Genomic DNA, 22,009 nt, shown 5'->3' on the forward strand with positions numbered 1-22,009 from the left:
GGCCACTCGGGAACTCCTCCATATTTTTAATATAACTAGATTTTCACAGTAGCTTGACCTGAGCTAATTTCCAATCTTTTACATAAATAAAAATGTCACTAAACTGACAAGACTTAGTATACAATTATATTGATTTTTTTTCAACCCCTTTTTTTAATATTTTTATAAAAATTTCATTGTTTTTTTCTCAATTAATCATAAATTCTTTATTTTAGGCATTTCGTCACTTAAATTTAAATCATTATACTAATTAAAAGTATTAATAATAAACTATTATTTCAATATATTTAATTTATTTCTTACATGATAATACCTGAAACCCGCATGAACAGAACAACTATTTTTATAGTTCTCTATTTTTATAGTTCTCTATTTTAATAGTTCTCTAGGAAACTAGATATCTATTTTCCTAGAGAACTATAAGTATAAGTTTATATTTAAATAGTTATTTATATAATTAATTTCCTTCTACTTTGTCCATATCTATATATTTAGAAAATATCTTCTTTAATTCTTCTATTTGCTCTTCATTCACCTTACGCTCTATTACATTGAGAGTTCTTAATACAGCTAATCGTTCATTATTATAAGTAAGGAATTCATTTATCTCTGAATAGTCTTCTTCATTCAAATCTTTACATATACCTATTATCTTTGCCTTCTCTGAAATTGTTAACTCATCTATTAATTCTTCTGGTGGTACCTTCATTACTTTGTTCTTTTCCTTGACCTGCTTATTATATTTATCAAACTCGATTTCATCAATTTTAACTATTTCATTATCACTCTTATAAATTTGATTTAGCTGATTTTGCCTTTCTCTATTAGCTTGAATTCTTCTTTTTTTTAATTCTTCATCTGATACAATAGTTTCATTAACCCCATTATTTTTAATTAAATCCCGTGAAGTATTTGCATCCATATTCTCCTTTTCTATACCAGTAGTAATTTCTTTATTATAATTTTCAGCTTTCTCACTGCTTTTAGCTATAACCTTATTTTCCTCTTTGTAATCTAAGTTTTCATTACTTATATTAAAGCTCACTAACGCTATTATATTTACTATTGTATATAGAATTATGGTCACAGAATATCCCTTTCTATTCATAACATATCCTCCTTAAATAAAAACTATCTAAATTATTCCATATTTTTTAGAATTTATACCCAAGTTGCTTCATATAAATTCATATGGAGGTGTTTCTGTGAGCAAAGTTAAGATTCATTACAAAGATTCATTAGGTTATTATACCTTATCCAACTTTTTAAAAGATGAATTAAATGCAAACACAATTATTGTTTGTATAGGAACTGATAGATGCATTGGAGACTGCTTAGGTCCTCTTATTGGTAGCATGTTAGAAGAAAAATTTTTCCCATTGCCAGTCTATGGAACTATAGCTAATCCTATACACGCATTAAATTTAGATAGTAAACTATCGGATATAAAATTAAAACATCCAGACTCTAAAATTATTGGTATCGATGCTTGTCTTGGTCCTCCTAATAAAATTGGCGAGATACAAGTTCGAGATTACCCCATTAATCCTGGAAAAGGTGTTGGTAAATCTCTTTCCCCTGTAGGTGATATATCAATAATAGGTATTGTCGATTCTAGCGATATTGATGAACCCTTTACAAGTAGAAATATACGATTAAATCTAATCTTGGAAATCTCTAAAGTAATAGCTCAAGGACTTGTTCATGGGTATTACCTCAGCTCATTATGTGATTAATAACAAAGGATTATCACCTAGATATTATATACAGTACATGGACTTATTTAACTATTTATACTATTAAAATCTTTTTAACAGCCCTTATTTTCCAAGATAGAATTATAGTTTTTATTAACTCTCCTTTCGTAGAAAATGAGTTCCCTACAACAACTAGAAATGATACAAAATAAAATATACCTACTATGCAAATATCTTTTTTGCATAGTAGGTATATTAAATCACATCTTTATATTTATATAACCTTTATTTTTAACTTCTATTGTTGGACATCATATAAACTTATTTACATAATTTAAAATATAGGTTTAATATTCTAACTTGTACATCTTAACTATTTATTGAAACATTATATCCTGTAAACGAATCGTCTAACTTATCTACATAGTCAAGCATCTTTCCTGTTCCAACAGCTACACAAGATACTGAATCTTCTGCTACATATACTGGTACATTAGTAACTTTTTCAATGAGTTTGTCTAATCCATCTAATAAAGCTCCTCCACCAGTCATTATTATACCTTTATCAGCTATATCTGCAGCCAGTTCAGGTGGTGTTTTTTCTAGTACAGAATGTGCACATTCAGCTATGGAAGTAACGGCTTCTTTTAATGCCTCTTCCATCTCACTAGAACAAACTGTGATATTTTTAGGTAGTCCAGTTATAAGATCTCTTCCTCTTATCTCTGCCTTCATGTCCTCATCTTTAGGATATGCGCATCCAATGTTTATTTTAAGTTCTTCTGCTGTTCTTTCTCCAATCATTAATTTATGCTTTTTCCTTATGTAACGAATTATAGCATCATCAAAATCGTCTCCAGCAACTTTAATAGACTCTCTTACAACCATTCCTCCTAGAGAAATTACTGCTATATCCGTGGTACCTCCACCTATGTCAATAACCATATTCCCACTAGCTTTAGTTATGTCTAACCCTGCTCCTATAGCCGCTGCCAAAGGTTCTTCAATTAATAAAACCTTTTTAGCTCCTGCATTTCTTGCCGCATCCTCAACAGCTCTTCTTTCTACTTCAGTAGCCTCACATGGTACGCACATTACAACTCTTGGTGTTGACATCTTTCTCTTACCGCAAGCTTTTTTTATAAAGTGCTCTAACATTTTTTCTGTAACATCATAATCTGATATTACCCCATCTCTAAGTGGACGAATTGCAACAATATTTCCTGGCGTCCTACCTATCATTTTTCTAGCTTCTTCACCTACTGCTAAGACCTTATTGGCACTTTTGTCTATTGCTACAACTGAAGGTTCTTTTAGTATTATACCCTTACCCTTTGTGTAAACCAGTACTGTAGCCGTACCTAGGTCTATTCCCATATCTGTTCCTACACCGAAAAAAAACATCTTAAAATTCACTCCTGCTCTCTAGTATTTTCTTCTTATTGAAATACTATACAATATTTACTAAAACAATATACACCTATTATATTACTATTCTACCTAACCTTCAATTGTTTTATATTTCATTTTAGTAGCTTTTCCACCTCTAATGTGTCTTTCAGCTTTATTTAGATCTAAGATGTTTTTTGCTTCTTCTGCTATTTGAGCATTTATTTTAGGTAATCTCTCAGTCATATCCTTATGAATTGTACTTTTACTTACACCAAATACCGATGCTGTTTTTCTTATTGTAGCCTCGGATTCTATTATATATTTTGCTACTTCTAGTACTCTATCTTCTATATAGTCTTTCAAAGCGTTACCTCCTTAACCCTTCTATAATTATAAATATGCTAACTTCCTTATTTAAATTACATTCTTGCTAGCCTTTTACTTTAAAGTTTAAAAGCTAGCAAGAATATTAATTCTATTTTAGTTATTTCTTATAACTAACATATTTAGCTGGGTCTATTTCTTTTCCATCTTGTAATACTTGGAAGTGAAGATAATCTCCATATTCCTCATATGCAAGGTTTGTAGTTTTACCTACAGCTCCTATTTCTTGACCAGCTGTAACTTTATCTCCAGCTTTAACTAGAACCTGTTCTTTAAGGTTTCCATATATTGTAGTTAGTCCATTTTGATGGTCTATTTCTACATAGGTACCTTCTGTATTTGCATCTACTTTTTTAACCACTCCAGCACTTACTGCTACAACTGCTGAACCTTCTGCAGCTTTAACATCCATAGCTAAGTGATTTTTATAACTCTTAGTTGTTGCCCAATATACTGGATCTTCAGAATATGCTCTACCTAAAGTACCCTCTACTGGATTTTTAAAACTAACTTTAGTTTGAGATGAAACTGCTGCAGTATCATCATTCTTAACTGTTGGTACTGGCTCAAGCTCCTCTTTAACTTGTAGTGCATTCTCAGGTTTTTCTGGTTGAGTTACAACTTCTTTTTCTGTTTGTTCTAATGCTACTTTATCTTCTTCAGAATTCTTATTGTTATTTCTTCCAGCTGTTACAGCTGCAACTGTAGCAACAGCACATAGACAAACAAATAAAATTACATAGAAGCCTTCTTTTTTGAAAAATTGCTTCACTTTATTAAGTTTATTGTTCATAAAAACACCTCCATCAGTATTGTGGACGTTTATTGGGAAATTAATACACTATAAGAAAAATTTTTTCTTATTTATCTCATCTTTTTCATATTTTTTTTGCTAAAAACTAAAAAAATAGGGCAAAAGCCCTACTTCTTCCTAATTTTCATTGATATTTTTTATTTCAATACCTGTATAATAATGTTTTAAAATCTCTTCACAACTCTTGCCTTGACTAGCCATTACATTAGCTCCCCACTGACTCATACCTACTCCATGACCAAAGCCATTACAATTTATAACAATTTGATTATTTAAAAACTCTAAAGAGAAGTTAGCGGAATTCAATCCAAACAACTGTCTAAATTTAACCCCTGTTATAGTAACATTGCCAAGGGTTATTTCTTTCACTGACCCACCATCTGTGTAATTATTTATTTTAATATGATCCTCTAGATTAGCAGGTGATAAATTTGCATTACTATAACTGCTATTAACCACATGGGCAAATCTGTTTATGTCTATAGTTTCCGTACTTTTATATCTTGGTGCAATATCTTCACCTAAGCTATCAACACTTCTAAGATAAGGTAGTGCTGTAGAAAATACATCTTCAACATTTTCAGTTTTTCCACTACTTGTAGAGAAGTAATAAGCCCCCAATACTAATTCATTATTATATGTTAATACCTGCCCTCTAGTCTCATTCACCACATCTTCAACTAGTTTCCATTTATTTTCTCCACTTATACCCAACTGAGCTATTTTTACTTCTTTGGGTGTATATACCTGACAATGAACAGTATCACACAAATCTGCTCCTCTTCCGTTGGCACATCCACTTGATATAGCTTTTGTATGAGCTAAGGTGTATGTCCTTGCTGCTATAGCTTGTGCCTTCAAAGCCTCTTTATTAAAGTTTAATGGCATCTCACTACATACTACTCCCTTAATATATTCTTCTAAAGGCACCTCTATAATTCTATTTTCCTTTGTCAAATAAACCTTTATTGTATCTACATCTATCTTAAAGGAATTGCCCTTATTTGATTTCTCACCTTTATTTTTAGATTGCATCACTTCTATAGCCTGTGATGAGTCATTTCCTTTTTTACCTATATTACCTCCTTCACCTAATATCAATTTATAGGATAATATTAAAAATCCTAGTAAAACTGCTGAATAAATAGCCACCATCAATATTGGTTTAATAATAACTATAGCTTTATCATAATTAATATTTATTTTAATCCTCCCATAGTACTTCACTTTTCTTCCTCCTAATAAATAAACTTCTCTCCTATACTAGACAGACTTAGTTATATTTATTATTATATTTATGGTAATATGCTTATAATTTTGTAAATATAAAAATGCCCAGCCTTAAATTAAAAGCTGAGCTATATAAAGTATAATTATATTCTAGTTATTTCTGCGCCTAGAGCATTGAGTTTATCCTCTATTGTTACATATCCTCTATCTATATGGTATATGTGATCTACTATAGTCTCACCCTTAGCACATAAACCTGCCAAAACCAGTCCTGCTCCTGCTCGAAGATCTGGTGCTACTACTTCAGCTCCTGTAAGCTCTTTAACACCTTCTATTGTCGCAATTCTTCCGTTAACATTAATATTAGCGCCCATCCTTCTTAACTCTGCCACCTGCATAAACCTATTTTCAAATATAGTTTCTGTCACACTGCTTCTTCCAGGGGTAATACTTAATAATGTCATCATTTGTGATTGCATATCTGTTGGAAATCCTGGATGAGGCATAGTCATAATATCTGTGGGTTTTAATTCTACATCTCCATCTACAAAAATTTTATTTCCGAATACATCAATCTTAACACCCATTTCACGTAATTTAACTATCACTGACTTGAGATGTTCTTCATCCACACCTTCTATTGTAATTTTACTTTTTGTAATGGGTGCTGCTATTATAAATGTTCCTGCTTCAATCCTATCAAATATAGGTGTATACGAAACTCCTTCTAATCTTTTTACTCCTGTTATGCATATCTTACCACTTCCTGCACCTTGAATCTTAGCTCCCATTTTATTTAAAAAATTTGCTAAGTCTACTATCTCAGGTTCCTTAGCTGCATTCTCTATAAAAGTATCTCCTTTAGCAAGAGTTGCAGCCATCATCAAGTTCTCTGTGGCTCCCACAGATGGGAAGTCTAAATAAACTGTATTACCCTCTAATTGTTCTGCAACTACTTCAACATATCCGTGTTCCTCTTTAATTGTTGCTCCTAAAGCTTTTAGTCCCTTCAAATGCAAATCTATAGGTCTAGATCCTATTTTACATCCTCCAGGCAGAGAAATTTTTGCCTTTCCAAATCTAGCTACCATAGCACCTATAACTAGGAAAGATGCTCTCATTTTTCTTACTAAGTCATTATCTATACCTTCATATTTCAAGTTTTTTGTATTAATATCAATTTTATTATTATCTCTATCTATATTAACCTCTGCTGAAAGAGATCTTAATACCTCACATAGTACAAATACATCTTCTAGCATAGGTGATCCATTGATGGTTGATACACTATCTGTTAGTATAGTGGACACTAGTATTGGTAATACAGCATTCTTGGCTGAACTTATGTTTACACTCCCTTTTAATCTACGGTTTCCATTTATATAAAATTTACTCATGTTAATCCTCCATTTAAAATGCTATTTCTTAGTATGTTATCCTGATTACAGGTGTCCCCATTATTAAATAGCATCCTGAGGAATATCTAACTATAGCACAGTTAAAATCTATCTCCTCACCTAGTATTATTTCTTTATCGTATAAATTTGTATTGCTTATAATACTATATCCATTACTTATTTCTACTTCATCAATATTTTGTGCTTTATTTAAATATAATTGCTTTAAAATCACATCTCTTGTTTCATCTATTGTGCCGTTTAAGATTTTACTTTTTACATATAGCGAGTATTCCACCTTACTACTAATTGGGGATAAAATTTCTTTAATTTTCTTTTCTACAGTTTTTTCTTCATCAATATCTAAATTAGGTTTACAAATAGAAATTCTTAGTACAACATCATATCCTTTACCATAATCAGCTATTGAAATCCTTCCATCATATTCTTCATGGTTATAATCTATTTTAAAACTTAAGTCCTTATTAACTTCTTGGTAAACTTGTCCCATAGTCTTTTCTATATTAGATGTTATAGTTTCATATATATTTTCTTTACTTTCTTGACTATAAAACCTGCCCTCCACTACATATTCCTCAGTAGAAGCATTTACACTATTTAATATTCCACTAAACATATCCTCTTCACTCTTCCCATAAAAGGTTTTATCCCTTATAATTAATATGCTTAATGTGAACATCACCACAATTAATAACTTACTATATAACTTCATACATATCCCACCTTAATATAAGAATAAATCCACCTATATTAAATCATTAACCTTTTTACTTTTTTTATTCATATTTACATATAATGTAATCAGTTATATTTTTATTTATACTAATAATATATAGCAACTTTTAAAATGTGTTCATAAATAAATTACTTTTTATCATAATGTATAAAATAAAAAGATAATTTATGAAATCACATAAATTATCTTTTTATTTCTATTTTTAAATTATAAATTAAAAGTCTTTTTCATCTAAGATTTCAAATAAGTTATTCTGATTTATTAGCCAATTACCTTGTTCCTCAGAAAGATATATATCCTTATCTACTTCATGTTTTTTTACAGTTTCCTCTTTATCATTCTTTATAATCCAATCAAAAGAAATATTGAAACGTCTCATATCATCGGATTTTTCTTTTTCTTTTATATTTATATTCTCTACTTCTACAGTACACTTTTTAAGGTAGGGTTGTCTTAATCTGTATGAAAAAATTAAACTCGCTTCGTAGTCATTATATCCTTCTTCTGTCATATATTCAGCAAATTCTTTTGTATCTTCAGATAACTTATCTCCAGGTACAGAACCTTTGGTTACATATTCATGATACATCTCTATATCTTTTCCATCTACAACATAATGCTTCTCAATAAATCCTCTTATTGTATCTTCTGCCTTATCCTCTTTTGAATTACATCCTGTTAAAACTAATGTTGATATTACTAAAAATGTGATAATGAAAATGTTTAGTAATTTACTTTTCATGATTTCCCTCCAAAATAAATAAAATTTTTAATTATAACAAAGATATAAAATACTTTAATGAAAAAATTTCATATTTCATAATATATTTTCAGTATACTAACCCATATTAAAGTTATCATATAATATTTCAAATCTATTATATCCATTTATGAGCCACTGTCCATTTTCCTTTGAGAGATACATATCTTTGTCTACTTTATGTTCCTTTACTATCTCCCCTTTATCATTTTTTATAATCCAATTGAACTTAACATTAAACCGTCTCATGTCTTCTGACTTTTCTTTTTCTGTTATTTCTAAATCCTTTATTTCTGCCGTGCAATTTTTTTCATAGAGTAACTTAAATCTATAAAAAATATATCCATCTGTCCTATATACCTCAAATCCTTTTTCAGATAAATATTCAGCAAATTCTTTATCAGCTTTTGTTAACTTATCTCCTATTCCATAACCATTTTTAACATATTCGCCATATGCTTTTACCTCTTCTTCATCTGCTACATAATGCTTCTCAATAAATCCTCTTATTGTATCTTCTGCCTTATCCTCTTTTGAATTACATCCTGATAAAACTAATGTTGATATTACTAAAAATGTGATAATAAAAATGTTTAGTGATTTACTTTTCATAATACCCCCTATATTTACTTAAATTTAAATACTTTCTTTGAATATATAAAAAAATACAATATCATATCTAAAAATAATGCTATATAATAACTTTTTTCTACTCTAAAAACATTGACTATCCCTTTAGAAGCCATGACCCATAACATACTGATGAAGATATTTAAAATATTTATAACAATAGCTTGAATCTTAAACTTAATAGTACGACTTGTAAAAATAAAATTCATAAAGGTCCATATAAAAAATATTATAGTTCCTATTATAAATACTATAAAACTAAATTTAGATATGATTCTAATGTTATAATTTGATATATCTATAAGACCTATAACTTTTAGTCTCACAAGTAATTGAATAATTATATATATAAGCACACATACATAACTAGATTTAAGGATAAATAAATATTTAGTATTATTAAATATACCTGATATTCCTTCCTCAAAGTCAGAATTATTCCCTATATTATTCTTAGCTATTTCAAAGGCCTCTTCCTCTGATTTGCCTGATTCCACTAAGTCACTAACTTCAGTTATAATGTAACTTTTTAATTCTTCCTTTAATTCTTTAACTTCTAATGTATCTTCAAAAGCTGAACTAAAGAGCTTTCTTAAGTATCTATTTATTTTCCTCTTTAAATTAATACTTAGATTATTCAACATTAACTGCCCCCTCTCTAAACTTTAAAATAAGCTCTGTTATCTTATTAAAATCTCCATTCAATTTATTAAGTTGAACTTCACCCTCTTTTGTAATTAAATAATGCCTTCTTTTGATTCCATTATCTCCTTCTATTACTTTAGATGTGATAAAGTTTTGTTTTTCTAATCGTTTTAAAGCTATATATAAAGTTCCTGTTTGAAGTTCAAAGTTATCCTTAGCAGCTATATTAACTAGTTTCATTATGTTATATCCATAAATATAATCATTACCTTTAATAATAGATAAAATTAAAATGTCTATAAACCCTTTTAATAACTCTTTATCTATTTCCAATCACACCCCTCCTTTTACTTAATATGTATAATATTATTATATGTAGTATTACTATATATAGCAATACTATTCTCGAAATATTTTTATTATTTTATCGGATTTTATTCCTATACATTTAAAAGGAGCACATTAAATGATATGAAAATCATTTAATGTGCTCCTTTTAGTTTATATAAATATTTGAAATATATGGTACCGAAATTTATTCTACCCACTGTGCTATAGTACAGAGAATACTAACATTATTTTTTCTTACCTTTAGTACTCCGTCAGAAGTATTAACTTTGTACTTCTTTCCATCTGCATCTTCAAAGGTTGTTATTGTTGGTATAAGTCCTGCAATTATAGCAGAATGATCTGGAAGAATTCCTAGTCTGCCTTCTGTAGTTTCACAGTTTAAAGAGACTGCATCTCCTTTAAAAAACTCACTCTCTGGAGTAATTATTGTAAGCTTAAAGACCTTTTTCATATTTTATCACATCCAAAATAATATTAACCCAAAGTCTTAGCTTTCTCTATAACATCATCTATTGTTCCTGCAAATAAGAATGCTGACTCTGGTAAATGATCATGTTTACCTTCTAATATTTCCTTGAATCCTCTTATTGTTTCTTTTATAGGAACATATCTACCTTTTAAACCAGTGAATTGCTCTCCTACTGTAAAAGGTTGAGATAAAAATCTTTGAACTCTTCTTGCTCTATTAACAAGAACTTTATCTTCATCTGATAATTCATCTACACCTAATATAGCTATAATATCTTGAAGTTCTTTATACCTTTCAAGAATATACTTTACTTGAGTAGCTATTTCATAATGTTCCTCACCAACGATTCTAGGATCTAGTACTCTTGAGCTTGATTCTAATGGATCAACCGCAGGATATATTCCAAGCTCTACTATAGCTCTAGATAGAACTGTAGTTGCATCAAGATGGCTAAATGTTGTTGCCGGTGCTGGGTCAGTAAGGTCATCAGCAGGAACATATACTGCTTGAACAGAAGTAATTGATCCACTGTTAGTAGATGTTATACGTTCTTGTAATGCTCCCATCTCTGTTGCTAGGGTTGGTTGGTATCCTACAGCACTTGGTATTCTACCTAATAATGCAGAAACCTCTGAACCTGCCTGAGTAAATCTAAATATATTATCTATAAATAATAATACATCTTGACCTTTATCTCTGAAGTATTCAGACATAGTAAGTCCTGTAAGTGCAACTCTCATTCTAGCTCCTGGTGACTCATTCATTTGTCCAAATACTAAAGCTGTCTTATTTATAACCCCTGAATCTAGCATCTCATTGTATAAGTCATTTCCTTCTCTTGTACGCTCTCCTACACCAGTGAATACTGATAATCCACCATGTTCTCTAGCTATATTGTTGATTAATTCTTGTATAAGTACAGTTTTACCAACTCCTGCACCACCAAAAAGTCCTATCTTTCCACCCTTTTGATATGGTGCTATTAAATCTATAACCTTTATACCAGTTTCAAACATTTCTGGTTCCACAGATTGCTCAGCAAAGCTTGGAGCTGGTCTATGAATTGTATAATAATTATTAGTATCAAGAGGACCTTTTCCATCTTTAGTTTGACCTAATACATTAAATAGTCTTCCAAGTACCTGTTCTCCTACAGGCACTTCAATAGGTCTTCCTGTATCTATAGCCTTAACTCCACGTTTAAGTCCTTCTGTTGATTCCATAGATATAGTTCTAACTATATCATCACCTATATGTTGTTCAACCTCAGCAACTATAACTCTACCATCCATCTTAATTTGGATAGCATTATAAATGTTAGGCAATGAGTCTGTATCAAATTTTATATCTATTACTGGTCCAATAATTTGAACTACTTTACCAATACGTTGTGCCATATTAATTCGCTACATCTAACTATATTAATATATAAGTTAAATATAACTCCTCCTATCTATACTTTTTATATAGGTTACGATATAATGGCTTATTAACTTTGTGCTTGAGCTCCACCAATAATTTCTGAAATCTCTTGAGTGATAGCCCCTTGTCTAACCCTATTATATTTTAACCTTAAAGAAGCTATTAATTCATCTGCATTTTGAGTCGCACTATTCATTGTCTCCATTCTATTTCCCTGTTCTGAAGCCTTAGAATTTATCATTGCATTAAGTATCATTGCATTACAATAGGATGGTACTATTGACTCTATAATCTCTTCTTTGTCGCCTTCTATATCAAATTCATCTTCACCAATATGGTCTTCTTCGCTTTCTTCAAAAGTAAGAGGCAATAATCTACACTCTTTTGGTTCTTTTACTATTGGATTTTTAAACCAAGTATAAAGTATACTTACTTCTCCTACTTTTTCTTCACTAAACATATTGAAGCTATACTCAAAGATACTCTTAGCTTCAGTAGCTGTAGGCACATCAGAGATAGTTTGATTATATTTATCTAATGTCTTAATCCTATGTCTCTTAGCTAAGTTTTTACCTTTTTCACCAATAACTGCTATTAAATAATCCTCTTCATGGCCTTTAGTTATTTCTTTAAGCTTATCTATAACATTATTATTATAGGCACCGCACATTCCCATATCTGAAGTTATAACAATGATTAATTTCTTTTTACTTCCATTGGATTGCATATATCTATTTTCTTTTGGCAGTGATGGAATTACTTCATTCATAACTTCTCTATAGCTTTTAAAATACGTGTCATTTGTATATAAGGATACCCTTACCTTTTTTAGTTTAGATGTTGCTACTAAAGCCATAGCCTTAGTAAGCTTTTTTGTATTCTCTATAGATTTTATTCTCTTTTTTAAAATAACTAATCCTGCAACGCCCATATTTTCACCTCCTAAAAATTTAGGTGATATCTCTAAATTTCAGTTAAAAATACTTTTTTAAATTCAGTTATGGCCATATTAAGTCTTTCTTTTATTTCTGAATCTAATTCTTGTTTTTCTTTTATAGAACTTGGGATGTCTCTATAATGAGTACCTATATATTCTAAAAATTCCTTTTCAAAAGCTTTAACCTTATGAACTGGAATATCACTTAAGAAATCATTCACTCCGCAATATATTATTATTATTTGCTTTTCTACATCCATAGGAGCATATTGTCCCTGCTTTAATATTTCTATTAGCCTTTTACCCTTTTCAAGCCTCTTAACAGTTTCCTTGTCTAAATCTGATCCAAATTGAGTAAAGTTCACAAGTTCTCTATATTGAGCAAGTTCTATTCTAAGGGTTGATGATACTTGTTTCATAGCTTTAATTTGTGCATTTCCTCCAACCCTAGATACTGATATACCTGCATTTACCGCTGGTCTTTGACCTGCATGGAATAAGTCAGATTCTAAGAAAATTTGACCATCTGTTATAGATATTACATTTGTAGGAATATATGCTGTAACATCTCCTGCTAAAGTTTCTATTATTGGAAGAGCAGTTAATGATCCTCCTCCTAAGTCATCAGAAAGTTTTGCAGCTCTCTCTAAAAGTCTTGAGTGAAGATAGAATACATCTCCTGGATAAGCTTCTCTTCCTGGTGGTCTACGAAGTAATAATGACATAGTTCTATAAGCAACAGCATGCTTAGACAAATCATCATATACTATAAGTGCATCTCCACCTTTATACATAAAATACTCAGCCATTGAACATCCTGAGAAAGGTGCTAAATATTGAAGAGATGCAGATTGTGATGCCGTTGCAGCTACAACTATTGTATAGTCCATAGCCCCTTCAGCCTTTAGTGTATTAACTATATTAGCAACAGTTGACTGTTTTTGACCTATAGCTACATAAACACAAGTTACATTTTTACCCTTCTGATTTATGATAGCATCTATTGCTAATGCACTTTTTCCAGTCTGTCTGTCTCCTACAATTAACTCTCTTTGACCTTTTCCAATTGGAATCATAGAGTCTATAGCCTTTATACCTGTTTGCATAGGGCTTTTTACTGATTGTCTCTCTATAACTCCTGGTGCTTCTACTTCTACAGCTCTATATTCTGAAGTTACTATCATTCCGTTACCATCGATAGGATTTCCTAGAGAATCTACAACTCTTCCTATAAGAGCTTCACCAACAGGTACTTCTACTACTCTACCCGTTCTTTTTACTATATCGCCTTCTCTGATACCTTCTTCAGAACCTAATAATACGCATCCAACATTGTCTTGCTCTAAGTTAAGGGCAATTCCATATACGTTATTAGGAAATTCTAATAGCTCTCCTTCTAAACAATTATCTAATCCATATATTCTAGCTATACCATCTCCAATTTGGATTATAGTACCAGAATCTATAGTGTTAATGTGACTTTCATATCTATCTAATTCTCTTTTTATAATAGATGTTATCTCACCTGGTTTAATATGCATGATTCCACCTCTATTCTCACCACGATTTAAAGCCTGTATTACATGTCATCTCTAACATATCTAAGCTTACTTTTTACTGTTCCATCAGTAATATCATTTCCTATTTTAACTAATACTCCACCAACTATACTCTCATCTATTTCTTCATGGATTACTATTTTTCTACTATAGAACTTCTCAAGTCCTTTAGTTAACTTAATTCTCTCTTCATCAGTTAGTGGAATTACAGTCCTAACTGTGGCATTAAGAATTTTACCTTTTTCATCTAAATCTATAATACACTCTTGAGATTTAGCCTTACCAATCTTACATTTTTCACTATTAACTATCTCATCAATTGTAGCTTTAGTAGTTACATCTTCACCTATAATAACTTTGATATCATCTTTGTAAGACTCATCTACTATATTATTTATGACAATTTCTCTACTATAGAAATCCATTAACCAACCTCTTAATTTTTTTATTTCTTCTTCATTTAGAGGTTTATTAGTTATAATATCTGCTAATAATTCTTTATTAAGCTCACTAAAGTTATATCTACCTATGTTACCTTCTGATATATTTTTAAGATCCATAAGTTTAGTCTTAATAGTTCCATCTATGGTTTCATCTCCTACAGAGATTAACATTCCGCCTAATAGAGATTTATCTATTTCTTCCTCTATTATTACTGTCTTTTCATAACGTTTTTCCAACTTACTTTTAATAGTTTCTCGTTCATTATGATTTAATGGAATTACAGACTTAATTTTAGCTACAACGGTATTATTATTTTTAAGGTATACTAATTTAAACTGATTATACTTTTCTCTCAGATAAAGTATTCTTCCTTTATCAATAAGTAATAATAAAAAACTTAAAAGTTCATCCTCGATCTTACCCTTAAATAATTCCTCAAATATTCTCTTCTTATTGTGCTTATTAATTTGAGGATTTCTGATAATCTTTATAAGTCCTTCATTATTATCCATTTCCTCAACTACTTCACCTAGTTCTTCCAAAACAGTTTCTACATTACCTGCTTCTTTACACATTTCATAAAGAGCTAGAGCATACCGCCTATCTAAAAATTCATACATTTTTAAATACCTACCTTAGCTATAAATTTATCAATTAACTCTCTGTGACTTTCTTCATTAATTTCTTTCTCTAAAGTTTTCTCAGCAAGTTTCATGGATAAATCAATAATTTCTTGCTTAATTTCTTTACTAGCTTTTTCTCTTTCCCTTTTTATTTCTTTAGTAGCTCGTTCTTTTATGTTAGCTACTTCTCTTTGTGAGTCTTCAACTATCTCAGCATAGACTTTATCAGCTTTTTGCTTATAACTCTCTACTAACTTCAAGCCATCATTTCTATATCTTTTAACATCTTCATCATACTTTTGTTTTAATAACTTCGCTCTTTCTTCTTCATCCCTAGCCTTTTTGAAAGCACTTTCCACTTCTTCTTTTCTAGTATTGATAACTGCTAAAGTCTTATTAAACACAAATTTTCTTAGTATTAAATAAAATATAAAGAAATTGATGGTTGATGGTACTATAATACTCCAATCAATATTCATAAGCTACGTTCCACATCATCCTCTTAATTTAATTACAAATATATACTACACTACCTACTATATCTTCTTCAAAATGCAACTAATTAAGATATGGAACTATACCCTCCTTCTCAATATTTTTACTAAGATATTAACCTTTTACTCCGAATAATATTAATAATAATCCAAGTAAAAATCCATATATAGCTGTGGCCTCTGATAAAGCTCCCCCTACTATTAAAGCACTCATTATTTTACTACTAGCCTCTGGTTGTTTTGCTATACTCTCTACTGCTTTACCAGTAGCATTTCCTGTTCCTAATCCTCCACCAATAACTGCAAGTGCTGCTATACCTGCTCCTAATGCTGACATTCCTGCTATAAAAGCTGCTGAATCCATTTATAATTCCTCCTCAAAAATAAATATTTTTTATATTTATAGTAATTTACTATTAATAATTTTTATTTAGTTAAATTTAGTTTTTAATGTTCTGCTGTAATCTTAATATTAATCATTGTTAACATTACAAAAATAATCATTTGTATAGTTCCATCAAATATATCAAAATAGAAATGGAACGGTATAGGTAATCCTATTGCTGCAATAAAATTTAATCCTGTAAGAGCTCCGTATAGAAGTTCCATGATCATTGTTGCTGCAAAGATATTTCCAAAAAGTCTTAGACTTAATGATATTGGAAGCATAATTCTCTCCATTATATTTATTGGTAACAATAATGGTACAGGAGATGCATATCCTTTAAAGTAACCCCAAAGACCTAACTTTTTAATAGTATGCCCTTGAATTACAAAAAAAGTAGTAAGTGCAATTCCTAAGCTTACACTAAAATCTGATGTAGGAGGCTTTATTCCAAATAACCCTACCATATTTAATAAAAATAAATAAATTCCTAAGGATCCTATGTAAGGAATAAAAGGACTTGAACCTGGTCCCATGTTATCTTTAACTACATTAGATAAAAATTCTATTCCAACTTCTACAATACTTTGTACCTTACCTGGAACTTTTTTAACCTTTCTACTATATAGAATGGATAAAACCAATGCTAATGCAATAAATACCCATTGTATAAAAACACTTGACATAACTTCATATTTATATCCAAAGAGATTAATTGCAAACAAAGGTGCCATTTCTTCCATAACATCATACTCCTTTCTGGCTTTTCAAGCTAAAACCATAACATAATATAGCTAATAGCTGAGCCGTATATCCTGCAATAAAAATAAAAAAGCTCACCTCACTTTTCTTAATTATAGCGAGAGATATTCCACAAACAAGTCCTATTCTAACTATATAAGATAAAAGTATTAATAAACCTTTAAATCTCTTATCCTTCATAATAATCATTTCAGTTGTCAGTGAGTTAATAATAAAATTCACAAAACTACAAATTATCCCCAATAAAAAAAACCAAGATATCCAGTTAAAGAATAACATTAAAATTAATGAAACTATAATTCCTATAATAGAATCAAATAAGCCAACAAGCTTAATAACCTCTGAGCACTCTTTATTCATTGGATTGGACCACCTCGCTTTTGCATATATGATATTATACATCTAGGTTCAAATCTTCTAAAACCTAAATTTCCACCAAATTAGGTCAAATTTGTTCTAAAGAAGTAAATAATCAATAATAGTACAAGTTCTCTCTGCTTTGCTACATTTTTTGAGGTTTTACAATAAAAGGATTATTTCAAAAAACTTTTATTCATTTGTCTGTTAAAACTGAAAATTTACAATAGGTAGTCAAAAGAATTTAAAATATCAATTATTTTCTGAATTAAAAGATTTATTACTAAAATATTCCCTACTAAACTATAATAAATCAATTTAAACCTCTACATTACATTTTTTATATAAAAAAGTATATAATTGTATATTCGTTGTATGCAATTTTTTTATGCATTGCATTTATTAGAAAAACGGATGCGACCTTTAATTTTACTTAATATTGATTAAATATTTATTAACTTATTCAAAATTCTAACTAATAAAAGCTACTATTCTCTATAGAAACATCGTTTTTAGGCTTATTGTTTTACTTTTATCCTTTAAAGTTATTTTTATTGTATCTTATCGGTGCTATTTCTATACTAAATTAAATTATAAATATTTGAACTTTATATTAAAATACAGAATATTATATGATCTTAACCTTATTAAGTAATATAATAAAGTTATAGTATTTTTTTATTACCTAAAAAAAAATAATAAAAAATAATAATTTTCTCTTGATAATTATTATTTAATAGTATATAATAAGTTCATAAGATAAATACATCGAGAAAATCTAAAACAAAAATTAATATAACATGAAGATTTAAGGAGGAAATATTTATGAAAAAATTTGTATGTACAGTTTGTGGTTATATTCACGAGGGAGATTCAGCTCCAGAGTTTTGTCCAGTATGTAAAGCAGGTGCTGATAAATTTGTAGAAAAATCAGAAGGCAACCTAGCTTGGGCTGATGAACACAGAATAGGAATTGCAGCAGAAGTTGATCAAGAAGTAATCGAAGGATTAAGAGCTAACTTTACTGGAGAATGTACAGAAGTTGGAATGTACTTAGCAATGAGTCGTCAAGCAGATAGAGAAGGATATTCTGAAGTAGCTGAAGCTTATAAGCGAATAGCATTTGAAGAAGCTGAACACGCAGCTAAATTTGCTGAATTATTAGGAGAAGTAGTTGTAGCAGATACAAAAACTAATTTACAAATGAGAGTTGATGCTGAGCATGGTGCTTGCCAAGGTAAAAAAGACCTTGCTACATTAGCTAAAAAATTAAACCTAGATGCAATTCACGATACAGTTCATGAAATGTGCAAAGATGAAGCTAGACACGGTGCTGCTTTCAACGGTTTATTACAAAGATATTTTGGTAAATAACCCTCCATTCCCCCAATTTAGTAAAATTTACCTAAATAATATATGGAGCTCTAGTATTAACTAGGGCTCCTTTTTTGTATGCAATCTAATATGTCAATATTATTTTTATTAGAAAAATACCCTGATTAGAAATCTAAATCTAATCAGGGCAATATTACAATTGTAATAATATACTACTTAGTTCCGAATAAACGATCTCCAGCATCACCTAATCCTGGAACAATATATCCATGTTCATTTAATTTCTCATCTATTGATGCTAAATATATATCTACATCTGGATGTGCTTCCATAACAGCTTTTATTCCTTCTGGAGCTCCAACAAGACACATAAGTCTTATATTTTTAGCCCCTCTTTTCTTAAGAGCATTTATCGCATCTATAGCTGAGCCTCCAGTTGCAAGCATTGGGTCAGTTACTATAATATCTCTATCTTCTATATCTTGAGGTAACTTACAGAAGTATTCTACCGGCATTAAAGTCTCTTCATCTCTATACATACCTATATGTCCAACTTTAGCTGCTGGTATAAGCTTAAGCATTCCATCAACCATTCCAAGTCCAGCTCTTAGTATAGGTACTATTGCCATTTTCTTTCCTGCAAGAACTTTACACTTTGTAATTCCTATAGGAGTTTCAATTTCAACTTCTTCTAGTTGCATATCTCTAGTAACCTCATAAGCCATAAGCATAGCAACCTCTTCTACTAATTCTCTAAAGTCCTTAGACCCCGTATTTATATCTCTCATGAATGCTAATTTATGTAGTATTAATGGATGGTCTATTTGTGTAACTTTACTCATATGTTCTTATCCTCCTAAAATTATTTATTATATTTTTTTTCTATCTCCATTATCTTGTTAACCCTATTCTCGTGTCTTCCACCTTCAAAGGTTGATCCAAGAAATGCATCAACTATATCTAAAGCAAGTCCGGTTCCTACAACTCTTTCTCCCATTGCTAATATATTGGCATTATTATGTTCTCTAGTTGCATGTGCACTAAAAGTATCACTGCATAGTGCTGCTCTTATTCCTGGTATTTTATTAGCTGATATACTTATTCCAATTCCTGTACCGCATATTAAAATTCCATAATCATATTCTTTAGCAACTACCGCTTCAGCCACTTTTTCAGCAAAATCTGGATAGTCACAAGAATCTTCTGTATATGTACCATAATCCCTAACTTCTATGTTCTTTTTCTCTAAGTGTTTAATTACTTCTTTTTTTAGTCTTAAACCACCATGATCACTACCTATTGCTATTTTCATATTTATCCCTCCAATTATACTTTTAATATGTTAAAGCCAGCACTTTTTTTAAGTCTATTCATTACTGCAGTACCTACTCCACTCTCTTCAAATGCTTCACAAAGAATTATATCAATGTCTATACTATCAAAACTTCTTAAAACTCTAAATAAATTTTTACCTATATCTTCTATATCACATCTTGCTCCAATAGAAACGACAGTTCCTTTATTATATAAAGATTTTGTTTCATCAGTTGCTATAATTCCAACTTTTTTCCCTTGTTTAATATAATTTAATACTATTTCATTAATTTTTGCAACAACTTTATCTATATCACCGTCTACTATCTTCACTGGAGCCTTCGGTGCATAATGTCTATATTTCATTCCTGGTGCCTTAGGCTTAAAATCTTCTGTAGGCTTTGATAATATAGATGGATCTATATAAACCTGATTATCTATTTCCCTTAACATCTCTAAAGTTATAGCGCCTGGTCTTAATATACATATAGGAGAAACTGTACAATCTACTATAGTTGACTCTACGCCTACAATACTATTTTCTCCTCCTAATATATAGTCTACCTTTCCATCTAAGTCTTCAACACAACTTTCCATATCAGTAGGGCTAGGTCTACCGGATATATTAGCTGAAGGTGCTGCTATAGGCACTCCAGCAGCTTTTATCAAACTTATAGCGATATTATTTTGTGGCATTCTAATTCCCACAGTAGGTAACTTTGCACTAGTAACCTGTGGAACTAGTTCAGTCTTCTCAAGTATTATGGTTATTGGTCCTGGCCAAAACTTTTCTATTATTTTTCTTGCTACAATTGGTACATTTTTAACGTAAGGTTCTATATTATAATCTCCTACATGAATAATAAGAGGATTATCTTGTGGCCTACCCTTTGCCATAAAAATTTTAGCTACTGCTTCACTATCTAACGCATTAGCACCTAATCCATATACGGTTTCCGTAGGGAAGGCTACAAGGCCACCATCTTTTATAACTTTTCCTGCTTCTTTTATCACACTTTCATCTGGAGTCTTCTCACTTAACATCATAACTTTTGTTTTCATACCTATTAACACCCACTTCAATAATCCATTAAAATAAATTTATCATTACAAACCCAAATATAATCCCAAATATAATCCACATTGCATTTGTATAACTACTATGCAATTCATTGCTTTCCGGAAGCATTTGTCCAAAAGCTACATAAAGCATAATTCCACTGGCAAAGGCAATACTATAGCCTAAAAATGCAGATGATATAGAATTAATTAACATACCTATCCAGGCTCCTATAACAGTTGGAAATGCTACTAAAAAACTATACCATAAAATTTTAAATGGTTTCTTGCCAGCAGCTATTAACGGTGTTGCCATGGCAATTCCTTCTGGTATATCATGAATGGATATTAATATACTCATCTTTATACCTAATCCCGAACCCTTAACAAATCCAAAACCCATTATAATACCTTCTGGAAAATTGTGCATCATTAACCCTAAGGCCATTAATATTGCAACTTTTGTATGATTTATCATACTTGGATTTCTATCATTACTGTGGCTACTTACTTTAATTAAACAATCTATAAAATATATAACTATTACTCCAATAATTATAACTATGAGAGTTCTAATAAAGCCGATCTTATCAATTGATTCTGGTATAAGTTCTAAAAAAATTATTGATATAATTATCCCTGTAGCAACTGCCAATAAAACTCCTAATAACTTGTCAGTAGGATTTTTTAAGGATACTCCAATTAATGCACCAACCATAGTTCCTATTAGAGATACTATAGCAGAAAAAATTCCTATTATAAATATAGTACTATTCATAATTTCTCCTTGAA

26 protein-coding genes are annotated in these 22,009 nt (G+C 30.2%); 2 read left to right on the plus strand and 24 right to left on the minus strand.

From position 1 onward, the window contains the following. Window positions 1-457: 457 nt before the first annotated feature. Window positions 458-1,108: a hypothetical protein gene (locus B3J31_RS13430; RefSeq protein WP_346867094.1), complete on the minus strand. Its 651-nt coding sequence runs from the start codon at window positions 1,106-1,108 to the stop codon at window positions 458-460. A gap of 97 nt (window positions 1,109-1,205) precedes the next feature. Between B3J31_RS13430 and yyaC the strand changes: the two genes are divergently transcribed. Continuing rightward, the gene (yyaC, locus tag B3J31_RS13435) at window positions 1,206-1,736 is read left to right on the plus strand and encodes a spore protease YyaC (RefSeq protein WP_150844174.1); all 531 of its coding nucleotides are present in this window, start codon (window positions 1,206-1,208) and stop codon (window positions 1,734-1,736) included. 330 nt (window positions 1,737-2,066) lie between these two features. Here the strand turns inward: yyaC and B3J31_RS13440 are convergent, their stop codons facing one another. From B3J31_RS13440 to B3J31_RS13530, 19 genes are all read right to left on the minus strand, one after another. Continuing rightward, window positions 2,067-3,101 (minus strand): rod shape-determining protein MreB, encoded by a 1,035-nt coding sequence (locus B3J31_RS13440; RefSeq protein WP_150844173.1) that lies wholly within the window; start codon window positions 3,099-3,101, stop codon window positions 2,067-2,069. 96 nt (window positions 3,102-3,197) lie between these two features. Next, on the minus strand, window positions 3,198-3,452 hold the full coding sequence (gene spoIIID / locus B3J31_RS13445; protein ID WP_035135408.1) for a sporulation transcriptional regulator SpoIIID: 255 nt from the start codon (window positions 3,450-3,452) through the stop codon (window positions 3,198-3,200). Window positions 3,453-3,573: 121 nt separating this feature from the next. Then, the gene (locus B3J31_RS13450; protein ID WP_346867093.1) at window positions 3,574-4,266 is read right to left on the minus strand and encodes a M23 family metallopeptidase; all 693 of its coding nucleotides are present in this window, start codon (window positions 4,264-4,266) and stop codon (window positions 3,574-3,576) included. Between the two features lie 138 nt (window positions 4,267-4,404). Beyond that, a complete protein-coding gene (gene spoIID, locus B3J31_RS13455) occupies window positions 4,405-5,514 on the minus strand; it encodes a stage II sporulation protein D (RefSeq protein WP_346874115.1) in 1,110 nt (369 codons plus the stop codon). A gap of 146 nt (window positions 5,515-5,660) precedes the next feature. Beyond that, the gene (gene murA, locus B3J31_RS13460) at window positions 5,661-6,914 is read right to left on the minus strand and encodes a UDP-N-acetylglucosamine 1-carboxyvinyltransferase (RefSeq protein ID WP_346874116.1); all 1,254 of its coding nucleotides are present in this window, start codon (window positions 6,912-6,914) and stop codon (window positions 5,661-5,663) included. 28 nt (window positions 6,915-6,942) lie between these two features. Continuing rightward, window positions 6,943-7,647, minus strand: a complete 705-nt coding sequence (locus tag B3J31_RS13465) for a hypothetical protein (RefSeq protein ID WP_346874117.1) — start codon at window positions 7,645-7,647, stop codon at window positions 6,943-6,945. Between the two features lie 238 nt (window positions 7,648-7,885). Next, a complete protein-coding gene (locus B3J31_RS13470) occupies window positions 7,886-8,413 on the minus strand; it encodes a hypothetical protein (protein WP_346874118.1) in 528 nt (175 codons plus the stop codon). A gap of 96 nt (window positions 8,414-8,509) precedes the next feature. Continuing rightward, window positions 8,510-9,043 (minus strand): hypothetical protein, encoded by a 534-nt coding sequence (locus B3J31_RS13475; protein WP_346874119.1) that lies wholly within the window; start codon window positions 9,041-9,043, stop codon window positions 8,510-8,512. A gap of 14 nt (window positions 9,044-9,057) precedes the next feature. Beyond that, window positions 9,058-9,705, minus strand: coding sequence for a permease prefix domain 1-containing protein (locus tag B3J31_RS13480; RefSeq protein ID WP_346874120.1), 648 nt, complete (start codon window positions 9,703-9,705; stop codon window positions 9,058-9,060). After that, a complete protein-coding gene (locus B3J31_RS13485; RefSeq protein WP_346874121.1) occupies window positions 9,695-10,039 on the minus strand; it encodes a PadR family transcriptional regulator in 345 nt (114 codons plus the stop codon). The genes B3J31_RS13480 and B3J31_RS13485 overlap by 11 nt, the downstream gene beginning before the upstream one ends. Window positions 10,040-10,241: 202 nt before the next feature. Continuing rightward, window positions 10,242-10,508: a hypothetical protein gene (locus B3J31_RS13490; RefSeq protein ID WP_346874122.1), complete on the minus strand. Its 267-nt coding sequence runs from the start codon at window positions 10,506-10,508 to the stop codon at window positions 10,242-10,244. A gap of 23 nt (window positions 10,509-10,531) precedes the next feature. After that, on the minus strand, window positions 10,532-11,923 hold the full coding sequence (gene atpD, locus B3J31_RS13495) for a F0F1 ATP synthase subunit beta (RefSeq protein WP_150844164.1): 1,392 nt from the start codon (window positions 11,921-11,923) through the stop codon (window positions 10,532-10,534). A 92-nt stretch (window positions 11,924-12,015) separates the two neighbouring features. Continuing rightward, entirely contained in the window at window positions 12,016-12,879 is an 864-nt protein-coding gene (gene atpG, locus B3J31_RS13500) for an ATP synthase F1 subunit gamma (protein ID WP_150844163.1), read from the minus strand. A gap of 32 nt (window positions 12,880-12,911) precedes the next feature. Continuing rightward, complete coding sequence (gene atpA, locus B3J31_RS13505) at window positions 12,912-14,426, minus strand: F0F1 ATP synthase subunit alpha (protein ID WP_150844162.1); 1,515 nt, start codon at window positions 14,424-14,426, stop codon at window positions 12,912-12,914. 38 nt (window positions 14,427-14,464) lie between these two features. After that, window positions 14,465-15,508: a F0F1 ATP synthase subunit delta gene (locus B3J31_RS13510; RefSeq protein WP_150844161.1), complete on the minus strand. Its 1,044-nt coding sequence runs from the start codon at window positions 15,506-15,508 to the stop codon at window positions 14,465-14,467. Between the two features lie 2 nt (window positions 15,509-15,510). Beyond that, window positions 15,511-15,990: a F0F1 ATP synthase subunit B gene (locus B3J31_RS13515; protein WP_035135392.1), complete on the minus strand. Its 480-nt coding sequence runs from the start codon at window positions 15,988-15,990 to the stop codon at window positions 15,511-15,513. 130 nt (window positions 15,991-16,120) lie between these two features. Then, window positions 16,121-16,369 (minus strand): ATP synthase F0 subunit C, encoded by a 249-nt coding sequence (atpE, locus tag B3J31_RS13520; protein ID WP_035135390.1) that lies wholly within the window; start codon window positions 16,367-16,369, stop codon window positions 16,121-16,123. An 83-nt stretch (window positions 16,370-16,452) separates the two neighbouring features. Next, entirely contained in the window at window positions 16,453-17,133 is a 681-nt protein-coding gene (locus B3J31_RS13525) for a F0F1 ATP synthase subunit A (protein ID WP_150844160.1), read from the minus strand. Window positions 17,134-17,137: 4 nt separating this feature from the next. After that, window positions 17,138-17,512, minus strand: coding sequence for an ATP synthase subunit I (locus tag B3J31_RS13530; protein ID WP_035135386.1), 375 nt, complete (start codon window positions 17,510-17,512; stop codon window positions 17,138-17,140). 822 nt (window positions 17,513-18,334) lie between these two features. On the opposite strand from B3J31_RS13530, the gene B3J31_RS13535 reads away from it, so the two are divergent. Continuing rightward, the gene (locus tag B3J31_RS13535; protein ID WP_346874123.1) at window positions 18,335-18,883 is read left to right on the plus strand and encodes an NADH peroxidase; all 549 of its coding nucleotides are present in this window, start codon (window positions 18,335-18,337) and stop codon (window positions 18,881-18,883) included. A 173-nt stretch (window positions 18,884-19,056) separates the two neighbouring features. On the opposite strand, the gene upp is transcribed toward B3J31_RS13535, so the two are convergent. From upp to B3J31_RS13555, 4 genes are read right to left on the minus strand one after another with little or no spacing between them, the layout of a single operon-like run. Beyond that, entirely contained in the window at window positions 19,057-19,686 is a 630-nt protein-coding gene (upp, locus tag B3J31_RS13540; protein WP_035135383.1) for a uracil phosphoribosyltransferase, read from the minus strand. Between the two features lie 20 nt (window positions 19,687-19,706). Further along, window positions 19,707-20,156 (minus strand): ribose 5-phosphate isomerase B, encoded by a 450-nt coding sequence (rpiB, locus tag B3J31_RS13545; RefSeq protein ID WP_150846299.1) that lies wholly within the window; start codon window positions 20,154-20,156, stop codon window positions 19,707-19,709. A gap of 14 nt (window positions 20,157-20,170) precedes the next feature. Continuing rightward, window positions 20,171-21,220, minus strand: a complete 1,050-nt coding sequence (locus B3J31_RS13550; RefSeq protein ID WP_150846298.1) for an L-threonylcarbamoyladenylate synthase — start codon at window positions 21,218-21,220, stop codon at window positions 20,171-20,173. Window positions 21,221-21,248: 28 nt separating this feature from the next. Further along, a complete protein-coding gene (locus B3J31_RS13555; RefSeq protein ID WP_150846297.1) occupies window positions 21,249-21,995 on the minus strand; it encodes a ZIP family metal transporter in 747 nt (248 codons plus the stop codon). Window positions 21,996-22,009 lie beyond the last annotated feature (14 nt).

Origin of the sequence: Clostridium sp. UBA5988 (genome assembly GCF_002435615.1) — a bacterium.
GTDB lineage: Bacteria > Bacillota > Clostridia > Clostridiales > Clostridiaceae > Clostridium_J > Clostridium_J sulfidigenes.